Raw genomic sequence first — 19406 nt, 5'->3', positions numbered from 1 at the left:
AAATCGGCAGTCGCGGTTTTTCAGGTACAACGCATCAGCCGGTTTTACGACTGCTGCGCAGCCGAGCGGGGGCAAGCCCCCTCGCCACAGGGGACCTGCGCAATCTTCAGTTGAGAACCCTTGCCAATTGACTCCCAGCCCCCGCCCATGCTCTCCTACACGCCTTGTTACGGGTGCCCTTCACAGGGTGAAACGGGAAACCGGTGAGTCATGTGCTTTACTCAAGCCTTGATCAGTCCGGTGCTGCCCCCGCAACGGTAAGCGAGCGAAGAGTCAGATCCACTGTGCCAGCAGTTCGGCATGGGAAGGTGATTCTTGCAGGTTCGGGCGCCAGCCCGCCCCTCGCGAGCCCGGAGACCGGCCCGCAATAGATAGATCAAAAACCCGCGGTGGGCGGGCGCTGTTCGGATCTCTGCGGGCCTGTCTCGCGGGGTTTTCACGCGCTCGACTCACCCGCTGACACACCAGAGGGAAGCGCCATGTCGATCATCAGCAGCACCCGCCACGCAGGCACCAGCAGCACCACCTCCACCCTGAGCCAACGCCTGATTGCCGCTATCGGCGCATCGATTCTCGGCGCGTGCCTGGTGTATTTCGCCGGTTTCTCGCACATCGAAGCGGTGCACAATGCCGCCCACGACACCCGTCACAGCTCCGCCTTTCCGTGCCACTGAGACCTGCCTAAATGATCAAGCGTATTGCGCAAACCGCAGGTTTCACCGGGCTGCTCGCGGCCTTGTTGCTGACCCTGCTGCAAAGCTTCTGGGTCGCGCCGCTGATTCTCCAGGCGGAAACCTACGAAAATGCCCCGGCTGGCGAAGTTCACGAACATGCTGAAGGCGCGGTTGCCGCTCACACCCATGACGCCGAAGCCTGGGGGCCGGAAGACGGCTGGCAGCGCGTGTTGTCGACCACCGGTGGCAATCTGGTGGTGGCGGTCGGTTTCGCCCTGATGCTCGCCGGTCTCTACACCCTGCGCACCCCGAGCCGTACCTCTCAGGGCTTGCTCTGGGGCCTGGCCGGTTACGCGACCTTCTGCCTGGCGCCGACCCTGGGCCTGCCGGCCGAACTGCCTGGTACCGCCGCCGCCGACCTGGCACAGCGGCAGATCTGGTGGGTCGGTACCGCGGCGTCCACCGCTGTCGGTATTGCGCTGATCGTATTCGGCAAGCATTGGGCGCTGAAAATCCTCGGCGTGGCGACTCTGGCCGTGCCGCACATCATTGGCGCGCCACAGCCTGAAGTGCATTCGATGCTCGCCCCGGAAGCGCTCGAAGCCCAATTCAAAATCGCCTCGCAGCTGACCAATGCGGCGTTCTGGCTGGCCCTTGGCCTGATCAGCGCCTGGTTGTTCCGCCGCAAAAGCGCAGGTCAGTAACACTCATGACTGCAATCAGCACAGCGCCGACCCTGGTGGTCGGACTGGGCTGCCAGCGCGGCTGCCCCGCCAGCACGTTGCGGGCGCTGCTCGACCAGGCGTTGCAGGCTCATAACATCGAGCTTCGAGCGATCCGGGCGCTGGCCAGCCTCGACCTGAAACGCGATGAGCCCGGCCTGCTGGAACTGGCCGAGCAACTGGCGCTGCCACTGACGCTGTTCAATAGCACGCAACTCGCCACCTATGAGCCACACCTCAGCCATCACTCGCAGATCGCCTTCGAGCGCACCGGCTGCTACGGCGTGGCCGAGAGCGCAGCCCTGGCACTGGCCGAACAACTGGCGCAGACCCCGGCCAGGTTGCTGATCCTGCGACAAAAATATGGCCAGGCAACCCTGGCATTAGCCTCCAGCGCGTAGAATCCCGATAATCCCCGCCCTCGATCATGAGCAATCTTCATCTGAAGCATTGCCGACCCGACTTTGCACAGGAGACCGGCATGACCGTCTATTTTATCGGCGCAGGTCCCGGCGACCCGGAACTGATCACCGTCAAAGGCCAGCGGTTGATCCGCAGCTGCCCGGTGATCATCTATGCCGGCTCACTGGTGCCCGCGGCCGTGCTGGATGGCCACCAGGCCGAACAGGTGGTCAACAGCGCCGAGCTGCACCTGGAACAGATTATTGAACTGATCAAGACCGCCCATGGCAAAGGCCAGGACGTGGCCCGGGTGCATTCCGGCGATCCGAGCTTGTACGGCGCGATTGGCGAGCAGATTCGTTACTTGCGCGAGCTGAACATCCCCTTCGAAATCGTCCCGGGCGTGACCGCCACGGCCGCCTGCGCGGCGCTGCTGGGTGCGGAGCTGACGCTGCCGGATGTGTCCCAGACTGTGATTCTGACCCGCTATGCCGACAAAACCGCGATGCCGGCCGGAGAAGAACTCACCAGCCTGGCGCAGCATGGGGCGACCATGGCGATTCATCTGGGGGTCAATCACCTGGAAAAAATCATCGCCGAATTGCTCCCGCACTACGGCCTGGACTGCCCGATCGCGGTGATTCATCGCGCCACCTGGCCGGATCAGGATTGGGTGGTGGGGACGCTGGCAGATATCGCGCAAAAGGTTCAGGCCAAGGGCTTTCGCCGTACAGCGCTGATTCTGGTGGGTCGGGTGCTGGCCAGTGACAATTTCAGCGAGTCGTCGCTGTATCGCGCCGGGCATGCGCATTTGTACAGGCCGTAAGCCATTGCCCGAGTGAGCGCAGAACCTGTGGCGAGGGGGCTTGCCCCCGTTCGGCTGCGAAGCAGTCGTAACCAGAGGCACGCGTTTTACCTGACAAATCGCGGTCGCAGATTTTAGGGCTGCTTCGCACCCCAGCGGGGGCAAGCCCCCTCGCCACAGCCGTTTTTTCTGTTTGCAGCGAACGCCTTAGTAGTAGGCGTTTTCTTTCTGCGTGTGGTCGGTGACGTCACGGACACCCTTGAGCTCGGGAATGCGCTCGAGCAGCGTGCGCTCGATGCCTTCGCGCAGGGTGACATCGGCCTGGCCGCAACCCTGGCAACCACCGCCGAATTTCAGCACGGCGATACCGTCTTCAACCACTTCGATCAGGCTGACCTGACCGCCGTGGCTGGCCAGCCCCGGGTTGATTTCGGTTTGCAGGTAATAGTTGATGCGTTCGTTGATCGGGCTATCAGCGTTGACCATCGGCACTTTGGCGTTTGGCGCCTTGATGGTCAGCTGACCACCCATGCGATCAGTGGCGTAATCAACCACGGCATCGTCGAGGAAGGCTTCGCTGAAGGCATCGATATAAGCGGTGAAGCTTTTGAGCCCCAGCGCGGTATCTTCCGGTTTTTCCTCACCCGGCTTGCAGTAGGCAATGCAGGTTTCGGCGTACTGGGTGCCCGGCTGGGTGATAAAAACGCGGATCCCGATCCCCGGGGTGTTCTGCTTGGATAGCAGATCAGCCAGATAATCGTGGGCGGCGTCGGTAATGGTTATGGCGGTCATGGAGACTCCTCACAGGCTTGGACGCAGTTTACGCCAATCATCGCGCCGGACAAAGTCCTAGTATTTAGGTCAGGAAATCCTCGACTGTGAAACCATGGCTCTTCAGTTTTCTGGCGGTATGTATGTATAACCGCTGATGTGAGCATTGTCGCTAGCCTCCTCTTAAAGCACTCGCCCCCAGGAGGCAGCATGACCCTTTCCACTGTCCAGGCATCTTCAGCCGAGGCTCGACAGCAAGATTATCTGGAACAATTGCTCGAGTATCAGAAGACGCTCAAGCAACTGCTCGAACAGCAGCCCACGGCCGGCAAGGCCCTGACGGACCTGCTCCATGCAACGATTCAGCGCTCGTTCTCCGACCATCCCCTGCCCATTGCCCTGGATGCGGTGACCGTTGAAGAGAGCATCCGGATCACTACCCATTCAGGTTCGCAAAGGGTGGAAGTGCCCCACACGCCACAGTGCCTGTTGTCCGACCTCTTCAAACAAAAACCCTGGGGTGGAGAAAGTTTCGAGGCGCCCAACCGGCTCTACCGCTATTACACCAAAGCCACCTACGCCGTGAAAGATCCGTCCGGTCTCAACGCAATGCGCACGATCAAGCGCACAACCGGCAGCACCCCCGAGTTCGAAACCTTCGTGCAAGGACTGCTCCACAGCCCGGATCGCTACTACCAGGCCCAACTGGACCGTTTCTGGGGCGGGGCCTTTACCCCCGGCAGCCCGATGACCCGCAGCCAATGGCTGGCCGAACAGTTGGGCAAGGCCCTGCTGGCCGAAGCTTCCCTGCGTGTGGAGGATCGTACCCTCGACGCCCCCTGCAAGGCCTTGATCGGTCAATTGGTTGCCAGCCCGTCACGCGACTCACGGGCTCACCTGCCCGCCGAGCAACGGCCCGCGGCCTTCGCCCTGAGCCTCAAGGGCCAGAACAACGAACCTGATATCCCGTTAACCAGGATTCTGGTCTTTTCGTGCAAAACCCCGCCTGGGGAGATGGACGCCAGTGCCGATATCGGTGCGGTTGCGCTCTATACCCCCAACAGAGGTATTGAGTCATTCGCCTCGCTCCGGGCCCTTGATCAAGCACTGCGCATCAGGCTCGCCAACATCGACTCAGGCAAATACCTGCGGCTCAACATCGCCTGGCAAGACCAGGCGCGCGCCCAAAGATACCAGGAGGCAGCCCCCCTTATCGGTTACACACTGATCCACGCAAACCTGTTCGAGAACAGCGTGCGCTCACTGCTGGACTTGCAGAAGCAGGACATCGAACACATCTGGCGTTTGCTGCCTCGACACTCGGTCGACATAGAGCAGCTCGATGAACGATTCAATCGCCTGGCGCATATCGGTTCATTCCTGGATATCCAGGACTTGGTGGTGGAGCGCATCAGGCGGTTTGTCAGCGCGACTTTGCCGAAGTGGTATCAGGACGCGAGCACCCAGGACCAGCAGGCACTGAATCGCTTGCTGAATGCCGAACAGGAGTCCAGCAACATTCTGGTGACCCGGCTCAAGCAGGCAGCTATTCCCTCACTGCGCGCATTTGCTCAACAGGAACTGGCCAGGCGACTGGACATCGACTATCCGCAAAGGGCAATCAACCCGGATCAAGTGACCGTCGAGATGGTTACCAGCCTCAACCCCGCCAGCTTGGGCGGTGGTGTTGGACCCGATCACGTCGCCGTCTCGGACGATCAGACGTCCAGAATCAGCTACACATCAACCTTGTCACTGACAGAGCTGGCATTAAGAAACAGCAATCCTTGGGATTTCACCTTTTTCAAGCTGTATACCGCAGAAGAAACCTCGATGTCCGCATCCATCATGGACAAGGCCGGGAACACTACAGTACTGGACGAGAGCTACCTGAGGTCACTGATAGGAGATCTGGACGTGAGCACGGGTTACGACGTGTTGTTGCAAAAACGCCTGATTGATGATAGGGCAGCTCTGCGCCAGGCCTGGATCGATAGCCACCGGGCAAGCATGGCGACCCATGCGCTGGCAGCCCGGCTGGATAACAGTTCATTTATCGAAGACCGGGAAAACCGTGGATGCCAATGGATCCAGACACTCATTGATGGAAATAGTCCGGCCGGGCGCAAAACGGTGGATGGCCACAAGATCGTGGCGAGCGCGCTGGTCATTGCCGGTTCAGGTGGCGCCAGAAACGGTTACGAGCTCAATGACGTTTTGATGATCAGCGTCAAAAAACGCCAATCTGTGCCCAATGTCGTTTTGTATACCCCCGGAGCGCCCACTGCACAGGTGTTCAAGGAGTTTACCAATATGAATTCGATGCAGGACTTCCTCAAGCAGCAATGGGCCTCCTCCCCCGCCTGGCAGCGCTACTTCATGCAACGCCTGTCAACACCAGGACAGGCGTCGCTGACCGAACGCAAGCTGTCACGCACAGTGTTGTTGAGTGAACTGGTGCTTGGCGCCCGAAGCAGAATCGGCAATCCATTCGACACCCTGCATGTATTTGCGATTACCGTCCCCCTCCACGATGCGTTGTACGAGCAACAAGTCCATACGTTGCGGCGCAATGCCGACCATGAATCGACCAGTAACGCCGAGGTCGAACAACAGTCACTCTGGAACAAGATCATGTTCGGCGTGGAACTGGCTATCGATCTGATCGGCTTCATTCCCCTGACGGCAACCCTCAGGGCGACAAGCAGCGTAATCCGCACGCTGTTACTCCTCGAACAACTGGGCAGTTCGACATCCGCGGCCAGGGCTATATGGTCGATTACTGGCGCCCGCGGTCGAATCCTCCTGCGACCCAGGCCCGCCGCCATTCCATCGCTGCTGCGTGGGCCCGATCTCTCAGGCCTGGAAGTGACGGTCAATCCCCTGGAACTGAATCGACTCAAAGGCAATCTGTTTCAAAGCAAGGTGTCCGCCCAGCAATATTTGCTGCTCAACGACAAGCATTATCTCTGCGATGTGGCTCAACAGCAGCGTTTCGTATACGGCCGGGGCGCCGAAACCCTGCGTCACCCGCTGGTCCTGGATGCAACCCTGGAGAACTGGACGCCCCAGCCTCGCCCTCGATTGCCGGGCGGCATGGACCCGATTGAAAAAGGCCCATTGGAAACCACCCACCTGGATTATGAGCTGCCGGTCGCGGACCTGACCTCGCTCCCGCTGCCCAATCTGTCGCGTCCCGGGTCCTTGAGCCTGGATATATTGCATCCGTCCCTACCGCTGGATATCTCGGCAGGCGTGCTGCATCTCTTTGCCATTCAATCAAGATTGCGCCGACATGCCCGAAGCTACTTCAGAACATTCACCGCGCCTGCCAGGCCGCTTGCGCTACCGGCGCGGGACCTGCTACCCGAGCAACTGTTCAACCATCTGTTCAATCGACACAATGGGTTGGTGATAGGCGAATCCCATATCTTTGCGCTGGCGCGAAGATTACTGATCGAAAACATGGCGGCACTGAAAACTCAGGGCCTCAGGAATCTCTACCTCGAGGTCTTCACCACAGACCTTCATCAAGTGCATCTGGACCGCTTTAATGCATCAGAAACGCTTCCACTGCCTGCACCACTGGGAGACCGACTGCAGCTGGCAGATACCCTGAATGCCCAGACCGGCCTCTATAGCTACACGCGGCTGGTCGACGTGGCACATGCCCAGGGGGTCCACGTCATGGCCCTGGATATTACCGCCAGCTCACTGTGTACTCCGCAAGACCTCCTCCCCCCGGCAGCCACGCCGACTCTGTCCGATCATCTTGACCGGATCACCCTGTTCAATTTTTTTGCCTACAAAAGAATTGCTTTCGATCAACTGGCCCAGGGCTCACACCGCTGGGTGGCGCTTGTGGGGACAGCACACTGCAACACGCTTCAAGGTATTCCGGGGCTGGCCGAACTGACCGGTGCTTCCAGCATCCGTCTGGGGGGGCGTATCCCGACGCTGCCTTCGCGGATCAAAAGTGATCCAGGCGTCCTGATCGGTTCCCCTTCCGGAACTTACCAGCTCAGAATCCACTGTGATCTGCTCATCAGCCTGGGTAACCAGGCTAACGGGCCGTCTCTTGCCATGCGAGTCTATCGACCCAACCTGTTTGCGATTATCAACCCGCCCCCCGGCCAGGCTTTTGTGCACTACATGAACGCCCAGGGTAATCACGTCGATGTCCCGGTCCTTGCCGATGGCACTCAAGCCTATGTCAACCACTTCGAATTTGGCAGTGTGAGCAATCGACGCTTCATCGACCTGGCGGCACTGGCTGACGCACTGACGGATGAACTACAAATGATCGAGGTTTGAACGATTCTACCGCCCAGCTCCACCTTCAACATGAGCGATATTCATGCAAAACCCTGCCATGCTCTAAAAGCGCACAGGTTTGCTATCATCGCTCCTCTTTGTATTGGCCTTACCAGGTAGTCCTATGTCCGATCGCAGCGCTCGCCTTCAAGCCCTTCACCAAGCTCTCAAAGAGCGCATCCTGATTCTCGATGGCGGTATGGGCACGATGATCCAGAGCTACAAGCTCGAGGAGCAGGACTACCGCGGCAAGCGCTTCGCCGATTGGCCGAGCGACGTCAAAGGCAATAACGATCTGTTGATTCTCAGCCGCCCGGATGTGATCGGGGCGATCGAGAAAGCCTACCTGGATGCCGGGGCCGACATTCTCGAGACCAACACCTTCAACGCCACCCAGGTGTCCCAGGCCGATTACGGCATGGAAGCGCTGGTCTACGAGTTGAACGTAGAAGGCGCACGCCTGGCGCGCAAGGTGGCCGACGCCAAGACGCTGGAAACTCCGGACAAGCCGCGTTTCGTCGCCGGGGTGCTGGGCCCGACCAGTCGGACCTGTTCGCTGTCGCCGGATGTGAACAACCCCGGTTACCGCAACGTGACCTTCGACGAACTGGTAGAGAACTACAGCGAAGCCACCAAAGGCCTGATGGAAGGCGGCGCCGACCTGATCCTGATCGAAACCATCTTCGACACCTTGAATGCCAAGGCGGCGATCTTTGCCGTGCAAGGTGTGTTCGAAGAGTTGGGGGTCGAACTGCCGATCATGATTTCCGGGACCATCACCGATGCTTCCGGCCGCACCCTCTCCGGCCAGACTACCGAAGCGTTCTGGAACTCCATCAGCCATGCCAAGCCGATTTCCGTCGGCCTGAACTGCGCCCTGGGTGCCAGCGAGCTGCGCCCGTATCTGGAAGAGCTGTCGGACAAGGCCAACACCTATGTGTCCGCGCACCCGAACGCCGGCCTGCCAAACGAGTTCGGTGAATACGACGAACTGCCGGCAGAAACCGCCAAGGTCATCGAAGAATTCGCCCAAAGCGGTTTCCTGAATATCGTCGGCGGCTGCTGCGGCACCACCCCCGCGCATATCGAAGCCATCGCCAAGGCCGTGGCCAACTACGCGCCGCGGCCGATTCCGGATATCCCCAAGGCTTGCCGCCTGTCGGGCCTGGAGCCGTTTACCATCAATCGCGATTCGTTGTTCGTCAACGTCGGCGAGCGCACCAACATCACCGGTTCCGCGCGCTTTGCCCGACTGATCCGCGAAGACAACTACACCGAAGCCCTGGAAGTCGCCCTGCAGCAGGTCGAAGCCGGCGCCCAGGTGATCGACATCAACATGGACGAGGGCATGCTCGATTCGAAGAAGGCCATGGTGACCTTCCTCAATCTGATCGCCGGTGAACCGGACATCTCCCGCGTCCCGATCATGATCGACTCCTCGAAGTGGGAAGTGATCGAAGCCGGCCTCAAGTGCATCCAGGGCAAGGGCATCGTCAACTCCATCAGCATGAAGGAAGGCGTCGAGCAGTTCATCCAGCATGCCAAACTGTGCAAGCGCTACGGCGCCGCGGTGGTGGTGATGGCCTTCGACGAAGCCGGCCAGGCCGACACCGAAAAGCGCAAGAAGGAAATCTGCAAGCGCTCCTACGACATTCTGGTCAACGAAGTCGGCTTCCCGCCGGAAGACATCATCTTCGACCCGAACATCTTCGCCATTGCCACCGGCATCGAAGAGCACAACAACTACGCGGTCGACTTCATCAACGCCTGCGCCTATATCCGCGACCATCTGCCCTACGCGCTGACCAGCGGTGGCGTGTCCAACGTGTCGTTCTCGTTCCGTGGCAACAACCCGGTGCGCGAGGCGATCCACTCAGTGTTCCTGCTGTATGCGATCCGCAACGGCCTGAGCATGGGCATCGTCAATGCCGGCCAACTGGAGATCTACGACCAGATCCCGGCCGAACTGCGCGACGCCGTCGAGGACGTGGTGCTCAACCGCACCCCGAACGGCACCGATGCACTGCTGGCGATCGCCGACAAGTACAAGGGCGATGGCAGTGTGAAGGAAGCCGAAACCGGCGAGTGGCGCAACTGGGAGGTCAACAAGCGTCTGGAGCATGCGCTGGTCAAGGGCATTACCACGCACATTGTTGAAGACACCGAAGAGTCCCGACTGTCGTTCGCCCGTCCGATCGAGGTGATCGAAGGCCCGCTGATGTCTGGCATGAACATCGTCGGCGACCTGTTCGGCGCCGGCAAAATGTTCCTGCCGCAGGTGGTGAAATCCGCCCGCGTAATGAAGCAGGCCGTGGCCCACCTGATCCCGTTCATCGAGCTGGAAAAAGGCGACAAACCGGAGGCCAAGGGCAAGATCCTCATGGCCACGGTCAAGGGCGACGTGCACGACATCGGCAAGAACATCGTCGGCGTGGTGCTGGGCTGTAACGGCTACGACATCGTCGACCTGGGCGTGATGGTCCCGGCGGAGAAAATCCTCCAGGTCGCCAAGGAACAGAAGTGCGACATCATCGGCCTGTCCGGCCTGATCACCCCGTCCCTGGACGAGATGGTCCACGTTGCCCGGGAAATGCAGCGGCAGGATTTTCATCTGCCGCTGATGATCGGCGGCGCCACCACTTCCAAGGCCCACACGGCGGTGAAGATCGAGCCCAAGTACAGCAACGACGCGGTGATCTACGTCACCGACGCCTCCCGCGCCGTGGGCGTGGCGACTCAGCTGTTGTCCAGGGAATTGAAACCGGCCTTCGTCGAGAAGACCCGCCTGGAATACATCGAAGTTCGCGAGCGCACCGCCAACCGCAGCGCCCGCACCGAACGCCTGAGCTACCCGGTGGCGATCGCCAAGAAGCCGCAGTTCGACTGGAGCGGCTACCAGCCGGTGAAGCCGACCTTCACTGGCGCCAAGGTCCTGGACAATATCGACCTCAAGGTGCTGGCCGAATACATCGACTGGACGCCGTTCTTCATCTCCTGGGACCTGGCCGGCAAGTACCCGCGCATCCTCACCGATGAAGTGGTCGGTGAAGCGGCCACCTCGCTGTTCGCCGACGCCCAGGAAATGCTCGCCAAACTGATCGACGAGAAACTCATCAGCGCCCGCGCGGTGTTCGGCTTCTGGCCGGCCAACCAGGTGCAGGACGATGATCTGGAAGTCTATGGCGACGACGGCAAGCCCATCGCCAGGTTGCATCACCTGCGCCAACAGATCATCAAGACCGACGGCAAGCCGAACTTCTCCCTGGCCGACTTCGTGGCGCCGAAAGACAGCGGCATCACCGACTATGTCGGCGGCTTCATCACCACCGCCGGGATCGGCGCCGAAGAAGTGGCCAGGGCTTATCAGGATGCTGGCGACGACTACAACTCGATCATGGTCAAGGCTCTGGCCGACCGTCTGGCCGAGGCCTGCGCCGAGTGGCTGCACCAGCAGGTGCGCAAAGATTACTGGGGTTATGCCAAGGACGAACAGCTCGACAACGACGCGCTGATCAAAGAGCAATACACCGGCATCCGCCCTGCTCCCGGCTACCCGGCTTGCCCGGATCACACCGAGAAAGGCACCTTGTTCAAGCTGCTGGATCCAGAGGCCAGCGAACTCAAGGCCGGCCGCAGCGGGGTGTTCCTCACCGAACACTACGCGATGTTCCCGGCGGCGGCGGTCAGCGGCTGGTACTTCGCCCACCCGCAAGCGCAGTACTTCGCCGTGGGCAAGATCGACAAGGACCAGGTGCAGAGCTACACCGCGCGCAAAGGCCAGGACCTGAGCGTTACCGAACGCTGGTTGTCGCCTAACCTGGGTTACGACAACTAAGGTCAAGATCAAAAGATCGCAGCCTGCGGCAGCTCCTACAGGGGATTTGCGTACATTCCCGACATCGCGGGCGTACGCGGTCGGGGGTTTGCGTACCCCCCGATATCGCGGGTGCACGCAAATCCCCGTAGGAGGGGCCGCCCCGTCTTCGATGCCGCGCTGTCGTGCATAGAATTGGGGGCGCTTTCTGTGGGTGCGTGCGGTGCGGCGATCCGACTTGCTCGCGATGACGTTTTGATGGCCGTCCCGGCTTTTTGATCGTGGGCATATCCGTTGCTGCGGTCACAGCTTCTTAGGGTTCCGCCCTTACGGCGGGTCACTTGGAAAAGCCCCAAGTAACCAAGGGCTCTTGCCCCTTTCGTTCGGTGCCTCGCCTAGGCTCGACATGCCCTCGCTCCGGTCCTGCTCCGTGGGCCCGCCGCCATCGGCCATCCATGGCCGGGGGCGGCTAACCCGGCATCCATACCGGGTTGCCCACTACGCAGAACCTGCGCTCAGCCTCTCGAGGGGGCGTGCACCGCAGAAGCCAAAGCGAGGCGGCCGACCGGCCGGCCTGACTGTAGGAGCTGCCGCAGGCTGCGATCTTTTGATCTTGCCGTTGCTTCTGCTGCCGATCAGGATCAATGACTTAGGGTTTGTTCTATAAGAGGGTCCGCCCCGTCTTCGACGCCGCGCTGTCGCGCAAAGAACTGGGGACGCTACATTGTTAAATCCCTAAAAAGGACGAAAAAATTCCTTTTTAGGATCAATGGATTAGCGTTTGTTCTATAAGAGCTGCCGCAGGCTGCGATCTTTTTGCAATCACCACCCTTGCCACAAATTGGCTATGCTCTGTGCACACAACCTGTGTCGAGGGCTTTATGGACGACCCTGCCAACAACAAACCACCGACCCTGTGGCAGATGCTGCATAGCATCGTGGCCGCGGCATTTGGCGTGCAAAGCGGGAAAAACCGCGCGCGGGATTTCACCCATGGCAAACCCAGTCATTTCGTGGTGCTGGGCATTGTGTTCACGGTGGTTTTTGCACTGGCGCTGTTTGGCATTGTGAAACTGGTCTTGCACCTGGCCGGCGTCTGAAGCGCAGATCAATGCACCCGTAGCCTGGCCCCCGGATTGAGGAACAGCACCGACGCGGCATCCGCATCCGCATCCGCATCCGCATCCGCATCCGCATCCGCATCCGCATCCGCATCCGCATCCGGCCCGATAATCGCGCCGATCCCCAGCAATACACCGCAAAAAAAAACTTCAACAAGGTCATCCGGGCCCCGAAAATCAGCGGCGCAGGTTACTGGCGAAATGCCCTTGTGCTTGATTTCCGTTTTGTCCGACAAGGGTCGGATCAGGGCCCGGACCGGGTTACTTATTGATGGCTGACCCAGTACACCGCGGTCGAGACCACCAGGACGATCAGAAACAGAATTGCCCATGCATCGACACTGCTGTCGCTTTTACTGGCTTTGGTCGTGTTGTTCATTGCAACGCCTCTTGTCGGTTTTATCGGTAATTGCACGAAGACTCGAGCACAGTAAAGTCCAGTATTGCCCGCACCACAAATGTGGGTTTTATCCCCACGGACTCCATTAGTCGTTTTAGTTCTTTGCATATACTCAAACATCACTTTTGCGCATAACTGCAAACTGGTATCGTGCCTCGGCTCCGTTGGGAGTGCGCGGCCGTGCGCGCGGATTTGCTGTGGCAAAGCAGCCTGAGAACAGGACTTATATGTACGTATACGACGAATACGATCAGCGGATCATCGAGGACCGCGTCAAGCAGTTCCGTGATCAGACCCGACGCTATCTGGCAGGTGAACTGAGCGAAGAAGAATTCCGCCCCCTGCGCCTGCAAAATGGCCTTTATATCCAGCGTTTCGCCCCGATGCTGCGGGTTGCCGTGCCCTATGGCCAGCTGACTTCGCGTCAGACGCGAATGATTGCCAAGGTTGCCCGCGACTATGACAAGGGCTATGCCCACATCAGTACCCGGCAGAATGTGCAGTTCAACTGGCCGGCGCTGGAAGACATCCCGGACATCCTGGCTGAACTGGCAACCGTGCAGATGCACGCCATTCAGACCAGCGGCAACTGCCTGCGCAACGTCACCACCGACCAGTTCGCCGGTGTCGCTGCCGATGAATTGATCGACCCGCGCCCGTGGTGCGAGATCGTTCGCCAATGGACGACTTTCCACCCGGAATTCGCCTACCTGCCGCGCAAGTTCAAGATCGCCATCAACGGATCGACCTCTGACCGCGCAGCCATCGAAGTCCATGACATCGGCCTGGAGCCGGTGCACAACGGCGCTGGCGAGCTGGGCTTCCGGGTGCTGGTAGGCGGTGGCCTCGGCCGGACCCCGGTGGTCGGCGCGTTCATCAACGAGTTCCTGCCATGGCAGGACCTGTTGAGCTACCTCGACGCCATTTTGCGGGTGTACAACCGCTATGGCCGTCGCGACAACAAATACAAGGCGCGGATCAAGATCCTGGTCAAGGCCTTGACTCCTGAAGTGTTCGCCGAGAAAGTCGACGCGGAAATGGTCCACCTTCGTGGTGGCCAGACCACCTTGACCGACGCCGAAGTTCATCGTGTCGCCAAGCATTTCGTCGATCCGCAATACCAAGCCCTGGACGACCAGGCTGTGCAGCTGGCCGAACTCGACAAGCAACATCCAGGTTTCGCCCGCTGGCGTACCCGCAACACCCTGGCGCACAAAAAGCCGGGCTATGTCGCCGTGACCCTGTCGCTGAAACCGACCGGAGTTGCCCCGGGCGACGTCACCGACAAGCAACTCGACGGGATTGCCGACCTGGCCGATCGCTACAGCTTCGGCCAGCTGCGTACCTCCCACGAGCAGAACATCATTCTCGCCGACGTCGAGCAGAGCCAGTTGTTTACCCTGTGGGGCGAGCTGCGCGAGCAAGGTTTCGCCACGCCGAACATCGGCCTGCTGACCGACATCATTTGCTGCCCGGGCGGTGACTTCTGCTCCCTGGCCAATGCCAAGTCGATCCCGATTGCCGAGTCGATCCAGCGTCGCTTCGATGACCTGGACTACCTGTTCGATATCGGCGAGCTGGACCTGAACATCTCCGGTTGCATGAATGCCTGCGGTCACCACCACGTTGGCCACATCGGCATTCTCGGAGTCGACAAGAAAGGCGAAGAGTTCTACCAGGTCTCCCTCGGTGGCAGTGGCAGTCGCGATGCCAGCCTGGGCAAGATCCTCGGTCCTTCCTTCGCCCAGGATGCAATGCCCGACGTGATCGAGAAGTTGATCAACGTGTATCTGGAACAACGTACTCCAGACGAACGCTTCATCGACACTTACCAACGTATCGGCATTGACCTCTTCAAGGAGCGCGTCTATGCAGCGAATAATTAAGAACAACGAGGTCATCGACGAAACCTGGCACTTGTTGCCCAAGGACGCGACCTTCGACGGCATCTCCAACTGCGACGACCTGATCGTCCCGCTGGCCCTGTGGCGTGACCACGCTCACGCCCTCAAGGCCCGCGACGGCGGCCTGGGGGTGTGGCTGGATGCCGATGAAGAAGCCGAGGAAATCGGTGACGACGTCGAATTCTTCCAGGTGATAGCCTTGAACTTCCCGGCCTTCACCGACGGGCGCAACTACTCCAACGCTCGCCTGCTGCGCGATCGTTTTGGTTTCAAGGGCGAACTACGGGCCATCGGCGACGTGCTGCGTGACCAACTGTTCTACCTGCACCGTTGCGGCTTCGATGCCTACGCCCTGCGCGCAGACAAAGATCCGTACGAAGCCCTGGAAAGCCTCCGGGACTTCTCGGTGACCTATCAGGCCGCCGCCGACGAACCGCTGCCGCTGTTTCGTCGACGTTAATGGGTAAAACCTTGAACCCGGCCCCGGGTTCAAGGCCTGCTGCACGAATCAGTCCTACTGCAGATCATCTATCGGAATGGGCCTGCCCATCTGTACCCAGTCTTTGTACAACCTGACCCGGTTTTCCAGACGCGTGAAGCTCGCGAACGGATTCTCAGCATCCAGAGTCGATAACGCCATATCCCTGCTTAACAGGCCCCACAATTCCTCCGAGGCATCTGCCTCCTCCAGCAAGCGCCATATCCGTGCCTGAAGCACCGGGTAGCTCACCTGGAAATCGGCGGTGCGGCTCAGGCCCTCGAACACTCGTAAAAAACGTGTAGACCCAAGCCTCGCTTCCAGACGTTGCCACATCAGGCGCTTGAGTATCACGTGCTTTTTCGCAAGGCCTTGCAACCAGACGGCGGGTTGACTGAAATCCGCTGCTGGCGCGCTCAACCAGAGGTTGATGCCGGTTTGTTCTCGATGGGCAATAATGCGCCGCAAACTGTCTTCATCCGTCAGCGGATTCCCCCACAACTGAACATGGTCTCTGTCCACCGCCTGGGTCAGAACAGCCGCAGGTATCCGGGTGATCTGATTATTGCGCAGGTCCAGCGACTCCAGCTGCGGCTGGTCGGGGATACCTGACGGACAGCGAGTGATGCCGGTGTTGCTCAGGTTCAGCTTGCGTAACTCAGTCATCCCCTGGATCAGCGGAGGATCACCCAACGGGTTATCGCTCAAGTCCAGTACTTGCAGGCGAACCAGGTCAGACAGCTGGCCTGCTGCTCGCTCGGTCAACACCAACCTGGTCGACTTGAGGTTCAGTGTGGTGAGGTCGAGCATACGAGCAATGGCCTGCGGCAAAACGCCTTGCCACACACCCTGCCCATTCAACAGGCGCAGGTCGACACCCTCCATGTTCAGCGTTCGAAGATTGGGAAAATACTCCAGGAAAGCGTTCAGTCCTTCAGGGCGGGTCAGCTGGAAGTTTTTCATGGACAGCTCGACGACGTCGGTGAACTTCGCGGTCAATGTCGGCAGGCGATGAAACTCCTCAAAGTCCATCTCCAGCTTGAAACCGAGCAACTGCTCCCCCGCATAGACGCGGCTGCTTTCATGGCCGCGCTTTTGCCAGAAGCTCATTAGCTCGGTTGCCAGTTCAATTCTCGCCTTCCGCTCATAATGTACTGCCGTTTCGACTCGCTCGAGGTTCTCCTCCTCGATCTGCGCAGCATCCATCCCTTGTGCCGCCTCTTCGCCCTCGACCAGAAGCTCAACTTCCATATCGCCAACTTCCTGCAGGACCTGGTTGATCCATCCGTGTAAATCGAGGTCGAGTTGTGTGAACTGGATTTGCAGGCGCGTCAGCCCCGCCGGAGCCCCGACACCCAGGTTTTGCAGAAACTCATCGGCCTGCGCGGTGCTGAATTCGGGGTAAAGCTCCTTGATCTGCAGTATCACCACATCGCGTGATAACGCCTCTCCCTGCGAGGTACTCGGATAACCACCGCCTCGCAGCCCTTCAGCGTCAAAGGACAACCCGGAGTCCATTCGGTGAAAGCCGGAAATGAGTTCGGAACGCGAGAGCGCTCGCTCGCTGATTTTCAGCTTCAGGTCGCGCACTGCATCAAGCGGCTGCAACTGCAGCGCTGCGCGTTCGGGCTCAGGCAGAGAATCGAGAACGGCCTGATAGATATCGCTTGGGTCTTGTGGACCAAGCCCCTGAACGTCGTACCCGCGATATCGATTTCCCGTTTTGATCAGGCGTCTGCAAACGGGCGAATCAGTTGGCCCGATATGGTCCAGGACTTTACCGAACGCCGAACCGTCGAGTACTTCGAAACGAACCGCCTTGGGCCACCCGGGTAGCGCTTTCAGGGAATGCAGGACCAGTGTGTCGGTTTCCGGATTGTCCACTGATTGCAGGTAAAGCCCTTCATAGGCGCGATTGAGCCTTACGTGTTGCTGGTACTGAGTCGCCTTGCCATTCAACCGACCGAGCAGGCGCCTGGTCTCCGCCACGGTAGGTGGCACTTGAATGTCCACGCCTGACCTGTCGAGCATTTGCTCAATGGCATTTTTCGGCAGGCCTGGGTACTGGCGTTGAAACACCCTGACCCAAGCATGATCGGAGTGCTGGAGAGTCTCGTAACGAGTCTGGAAGCGCTCAGCCCGGGCCCCAAGACTCATCTGCTGGGTAGAACGCTGAAGTTCCTGATCAATCCTGAAGCGGCTGATGGTGTCGGCCAACAACGGTGTCGGTGGGCGTCCGGCCTGCATCAGGCGCAACATGTCGTCGTCGACTGCACTGACTTTGCCTATTTGTGCCAGCACCTCATCGCTGAATGACGCAACGCTGGAGCCGATTCCTCGCAGCAACTCCAGGCGCGTCCTGGGTCCCGTAGGTGCTGGTGCCGCAGGCGCCACATCACCGGACAAATCATCCTTGAGTTGCGGTGTTTCACCTGTTTTCGGCTTGATCACGGGCTCCCCCGGGGTTTCTCCAGCCTCTGTCAGCGCCTCGGCAGTACCTTCGCCCTTGAGTGCTGCACCAGCGCCCAATAGAGGAAGCGCATTAAGCAAACCAAATATCGTACGCGTCACGCCTGCCGATCGATCGTTCGGCTGCTCGCCGTTGAGCGCCTGGTCCAGACCGTAACCCGCATCGATCAGCCCGGCCAGCGCCAGCAAACCTTCGCCTCCGGGAACAAACAAGGCCAATGCTCCGTATTGGTTGACCCATTGCACAATGGGCTCGACCACTGCACTCAGGTTATCCCGATTGACCTGGGCATCATCGCGGATGGTTTCAATGCTGGCTTGCGCTGCCTGTTTCATGGTCAGCACCAGCTGCGCGAAAGGATCGGTGCCTGCAGGTGCCTCCTCGAGATGGATATAGTCGGCAGGATCCCAATAGCCATCATCGTTGAAAAAACCAGCTCCTTTCTTCAGATGGTGCTGGCGAGGATAAATGGCCATGCCCTCCAGTGCCGTCAGCACACCGGCATGGAAGGTGCCGTCATTGCGATCATCTTCGGCAAAGTGAGCGGCCAATGCCTGTTTCTTGTCCGGGTCCCTGCCCTGTTCCACCATCCAGTCGCGCAACGCCTTGGCATCGGCAAAGTAATGTAATGGCGAAGCGTTGCCCGGAATGTACAACAGGATCCTGGCGCTTGTGCGGTGACGCAAGCTCCAGATATCCCTGGCGGTGTAGCGATAGACAACCAGCCGGGAAACTTCGAGCAGATGGGAGGCGCGTGTCGGGGCCCGCAACTGCTCGACAGTCAGGTGCTGCCATTGCTGATCGGGCGCCAACCCTGCCGCGCGCAGCGCCACTTCAAGACCCTCCTGGGTGAGGCTGTGCTCCTGGCGTTGCAAAAAAGCCGTCATGACCCACGCCGCTTTGACCGATGTCCGCAGCCCATAGGCTGCAGGTGCAACGATCACCTCATCCGACGGCCAGGCCTGGCGCACATAGTCACGGTATTGATCCTTGAACCCGAGTTCCCATATCCACTGTTTGAAGTCGGCGGGCCGCAGCGCAATTTGCGTAAGCGGGCCATAGATTTGCGGGTCGGTTCGACGATAGATGCCTTCATAGGTTTGATGGTTGCCGCTGCCAACATAGGCAAACTCATCGACCTTATCGACCATCCGCACCTCTGGGCCGATGTCGGGGGGGGTGTACAAACCGAAAGCGGTTTCCCCAAAACGTCCATCACCCACGGTTTGAAAATTGGCTAACAACATTTGTGTCAGGTTTTGACAGCTGGCTACCCGCCCCTGCTGAACACCATTGTGCACTGGGTGGCCATTGTAGTTGTAGTCGAGTGTCACCAACTGCGCAGTCTGGGGATCGATGTCGTTGCCCCACTTCGTTTGAATCAGTCGACCACCGAACTGGCCAGGCGATAGAGGCAGCGCCGTCTCGACGATTGCCTTCAGTTTTTCGCGCATCGGCGCGGCAGGTAACAAGTGTTTGCCGAAAACGTCATTCTCTTGTGAGTCCGTCATTGTGCAATTCCTTTGCAATT

The 19406-nt window shown here is 59.4% G+C and carries 12 protein-coding genes and 1 riboswitch; of the genes, 9 read left to right on the top strand and 3 right to left on the bottom strand.

What is annotated here, in order from left to right; all coding sequences use genetic code 11:
- Positions 1 to 154: 154 nt before the first annotated feature.
- A riboswitch (cobalamin riboswitch) is annotated at positions 155 to 381 on the top strand.
- Positions 382 to 479: 98 nt separating this feature from the next.
- The 4 genes from F8N21_RS14855 to cobM all read left to right on the top strand — a co-directional run bounded on the left by F8N21_RS14855 (position 480) and on the right by cobM (position 2624).
- Positions 480 to 674, top strand: a complete 195-nt coding sequence (locus F8N21_RS14855; protein ID WP_150642854.1) for a CbtB domain-containing protein — start codon at positions 480 to 482, stop codon at positions 672 to 674.
- An 11-nt stretch (positions 675 to 685) separates the two neighbouring features.
- Positions 686 to 1378 (top strand): CbtA family protein, encoded by a 693-nt coding sequence (locus tag F8N21_RS14850; RefSeq protein WP_150642853.1) that lies wholly within the window; start codon positions 686 to 688, stop codon positions 1376 to 1378.
- A gap of 5 nt (positions 1379 to 1383) precedes the next feature.
- A complete protein-coding gene (locus F8N21_RS14845) occupies positions 1384 to 1797 on the top strand; it encodes a cobalamin biosynthesis protein (RefSeq protein WP_150642852.1) in 414 nt (137 codons plus the stop codon).
- 80 nt (positions 1798 to 1877) lie between these two features.
- Positions 1878 to 2624 carry a precorrin-4 C(11)-methyltransferase gene (gene cobM, locus F8N21_RS14840; protein ID WP_150642851.1) on the top strand — a complete coding sequence of 249 codons (747 nt, stop codon included), beginning with the start codon at positions 1878 to 1880 and terminating at the stop codon, positions 2622 to 2624.
- A gap of 186 nt (positions 2625 to 2810) precedes the next feature.
- Here the strand turns inward: cobM and nfuA are convergent, their stop codons facing one another.
- A complete protein-coding gene (gene nfuA / locus F8N21_RS14830) occupies positions 2811 to 3395 on the bottom strand; it encodes a Fe-S biogenesis protein NfuA (protein ID WP_150642850.1) in 585 nt (194 codons plus the stop codon).
- Positions 3396 to 3584: 189 nt separating this feature from the next.
- Between nfuA and F8N21_RS14825 the strand changes: the two genes are divergently transcribed.
- The 3 genes from F8N21_RS14825 to F8N21_RS14815 all read left to right on the top strand — a co-directional run bounded on the left by F8N21_RS14825 (position 3585) and on the right by F8N21_RS14815 (position 12602).
- A complete protein-coding gene (locus F8N21_RS14825) occupies positions 3585 to 7688 on the top strand; it encodes a membrane-targeted effector domain-containing toxin (RefSeq protein ID WP_150642849.1) in 4104 nt (1367 codons plus the stop codon).
- A 124-nt stretch (positions 7689 to 7812) separates the two neighbouring features.
- Positions 7813 to 11523, top strand: a complete 3711-nt coding sequence (metH, locus tag F8N21_RS14820) for a methionine synthase (RefSeq protein WP_150642848.1) — start codon at positions 7813 to 7815, stop codon at positions 11521 to 11523.
- A gap of 860 nt (positions 11524 to 12383) precedes the next feature.
- Entirely contained in the window at positions 12384 to 12602 is a 219-nt protein-coding gene (locus tag F8N21_RS14815) for a DUF2970 domain-containing protein (RefSeq protein ID WP_150642847.1), read from the top strand.
- Positions 12603 to 12610: 8 nt separating this feature from the next.
- Here F8N21_RS14815 and F8N21_RS14810 read toward each other — a convergent pair whose 3' ends face one another.
- Positions 12611 to 12859 carry a hypothetical protein gene (locus F8N21_RS14810; RefSeq protein ID WP_150642846.1) on the bottom strand — a complete coding sequence of 83 codons (249 nt, stop codon included), beginning with the start codon at positions 12857 to 12859 and terminating at the stop codon, positions 12611 to 12613.
- Positions 12860 to 13250: 391 nt separating this feature from the next.
- Here F8N21_RS14810 and F8N21_RS14800 point away from each other — a divergent pair, with 391 nt between their 5' ends.
- Positions 13251 to 14909 (top strand): nitrite/sulfite reductase, encoded by a 1659-nt coding sequence (locus F8N21_RS14800; protein WP_150642844.1) that lies wholly within the window; start codon positions 13251 to 13253, stop codon positions 14907 to 14909.
- Positions 14893 to 15387 carry a DUF934 domain-containing protein gene (locus F8N21_RS14795; protein WP_150642843.1) on the top strand — a complete coding sequence of 165 codons (495 nt, stop codon included), beginning with the start codon at positions 14893 to 14895 and terminating at the stop codon, positions 15385 to 15387. The genes F8N21_RS14800 and F8N21_RS14795 overlap by 17 nt, the downstream gene beginning before the upstream one ends.
- A 54-nt stretch (positions 15388 to 15441) precedes the next feature.
- On the opposite strand, the gene F8N21_RS14790 is transcribed toward F8N21_RS14795, so the two are convergent.
- Positions 15442 to 19386: a leucine-rich repeat domain-containing protein gene (locus F8N21_RS14790; RefSeq protein ID WP_150642842.1), complete on the bottom strand. Its 3945-nt coding sequence runs from the start codon at positions 19384 to 19386 to the stop codon at positions 15442 to 15444.
- Positions 19387 to 19406 lie beyond the last annotated feature (20 nt).

It is taken from the genome of Pseudomonas fluorescens, from assembly GCF_902497895.1.
Classification (GTDB): domain Bacteria; phylum Pseudomonadota; class Gammaproteobacteria; order Pseudomonadales; family Pseudomonadaceae; genus Aquipseudomonas; species Aquipseudomonas fluorescens_BP.
The sequence above is the reverse complement of the archived record's forward strand: the minus strand, read 5'-3'. Positions and strand labels throughout refer to the sequence as shown.

Excerpts from the sequence above, each read along its gene's own strand:
- F8N21_RS14855 (WP_150642854.1), top strand. The coding sequence starts at position 480 with ATGTCGATCATCAGCAGCACCCGCCACGCAGGCACCAGCAGCACCACC.
- F8N21_RS14850 (WP_150642853.1), top strand. The coding sequence starts at position 686 with ATGATCAAGCGTATTGCGCAAACCGCAGGTTTCACCGGGCTGCTCGCG.
- F8N21_RS14845 (WP_150642852.1), top strand. The coding sequence starts at position 1,384 with ATGACTGCAATCAGCACAGCGCCGACCCTGGTGGTCGGACTGGGCTGC.
- cobM (WP_150642851.1), top strand. The coding sequence starts at position 1,878 with ATGACCGTCTATTTTATCGGCGCAGGTCCCGGCGACCCGGAACTGATC.
- nfuA (WP_150642850.1), bottom strand. The coding sequence starts at position 3,395 with ATGACCGCCATAACCATTACCGACGCCGCCCACGATTATCTGGCTGAT.
- F8N21_RS14825 (WP_150642849.1), top strand. The coding sequence starts at position 3,585 with ATGACCCTTTCCACTGTCCAGGCATCTTCAGCCGAGGCTCGACAGCAA.
- metH (WP_150642848.1), top strand. The coding sequence starts at position 7,813 with ATGTCCGATCGCAGCGCTCGCCTTCAAGCCCTTCACCAAGCTCTCAAA.
- F8N21_RS14815 (WP_150642847.1), top strand. The coding sequence starts at position 12,384 with ATGGACGACCCTGCCAACAACAAACCACCGACCCTGTGGCAGATGCTG.
- F8N21_RS14800 (WP_150642844.1), top strand. The coding sequence starts at position 13,251 with ATGTACGTATACGACGAATACGATCAGCGGATCATCGAGGACCGCGTC.
- F8N21_RS14795 (WP_150642843.1), top strand. The coding sequence starts at position 14,893 with ATGCAGCGAATAATTAAGAACAACGAGGTCATCGACGAAACCTGGCAC.
- F8N21_RS14790 (WP_150642842.1), bottom strand. The coding sequence starts at position 19,386 with ATGACGGACTCACAAGAGAATGACGTTTTCGGCAAACACTTGTTACCT.